Below are 1,296 nucleotides of genomic sequence, written 5' to 3' on the forward strand. Positions count from 1 at the left end.
GGAGGTCTCCGTTCGATGGGGTGCGGGGGTGGGTGTCGGCGGGGAGGCGGTCGACGGCGTGGACCCGTTCGGGAAGGTCCGCGCCCATCACCGGGGCGAGCACGGCGGCGATCGCCCCGGGGTCGGGGCGCCGGGCCCCGGGGCGGACCCGGCCCGCGACGACCCGTTGTCCGGCCGCCCGGGCCAGGGGGTGGTCGGCGTCCGGGAGAACCGGCAGCGGGTCGAAGCCGGCCGCGTCCAGCTCCCCGGCCCACTCCGGACCGGTGAGGAAGACCCGGTCCTCCCCGGCGCGGAGGTCGGTGAACCAGGTGCGTTCCGTCGGGCGGGCCGACATCAGGAAGTACATGGAGGTGAGCGCCTGGTGGTGTTCCGCGCAGGACTCGACCAGCACCAGGAGTCCGTCGGGGGCCAGCAGTTCGCGCAGGGCGGCCAGGGCGCGCCCCACGTGCCGGGCGTTGTGCAGGACGTTCGCCGCCACCACCACGTCCAGGGAGCCGTTCGCCAGGCCCTGGGCCGTCGGGTCGGCGTCGATGTCCAGGAGGCCGTAGCGCAGTCGTTCCCCGAACTGTGCCCGCCCCTCGGTGAGGAAGTAACGGGAGACGTCGGTGAACAGGTAGTCGACCGGCGTCCCGGCCAGCGCGTCGAGGACGGTGCCGGTGGTTCCGCCGACCCCGGCCCCGACCTCCAGCACCCGCAGGGGTCGACCGGCACGCCGCCGGCCCTCCCCCGCCACCAACTCCGCGGCGGCAATATTGGCCCACCGGCTGGGGGCGCTGTCGCGATAGTTGCCCCGGGCGGTCGCGGAGTCCCCCTCGGGGAAGAGGAGTTCCTGCAACGCCACCCGATCCCTCAGCAGCAGGGGGAGCCGCTCGGCCGAGGCCAGGAAGAAGCGCGTCATCGCCGGGGGGTAGCCCAACCCCCGGCTGCCCTCCTCCACCGTCCGGCGGGATCGGGCCACCTCCACCCGGTCGGGAACGACGAGGTCGTGGAAACGCCCCGTGCCCGGGTCCCGGCGCAGTCTCCCCTCGATCGTCAGGGTGTCGAGCCACCGCCGCACGATCCAGGCGTGGCGCGGGCGCGCCTCCAGCACGGCCACCACCTCCTCGGCGGTGTGGGAGGCGCCGTCGCGGAACAGGCGGGCGCGGTCCAGCGTCCGGGCCATCGACAGCAGCGCGGTCTCGTCCAACAGGCGCATGAAACCGGGCAGCGCCCCGAGATCCTCGCCCCCGACCGCGGCGTCCGCCGCCCCGCCGGCGGAGGCCACCGCCGGGTCCTGTCCCTGATACACCTCTCACG

The 1,296-nt window shown here is 75.0% G+C and carries 1 protein-coding gene; it reads right to left on the bottom strand.

Features of this window, described 5'->3' with window-relative positions:
- A partial coding sequence (locus tag FOE67_RS25970) for a methyltransferase (protein ID WP_182667267.1) occupies positions 1-1,288 on the bottom strand: 1,288 nt, incomplete at its 3' end.
- Positions 1,289-1,296: the final 8 nt, after the last annotated feature.

This window comes from Streptomyces calidiresistens, from assembly GCF_014141525.1.
Taxonomy (GTDB): Bacteria; Actinomycetota; Actinomycetes; order Streptomycetales; family Streptomycetaceae; genus Streptomyces; species Streptomyces calidiresistens.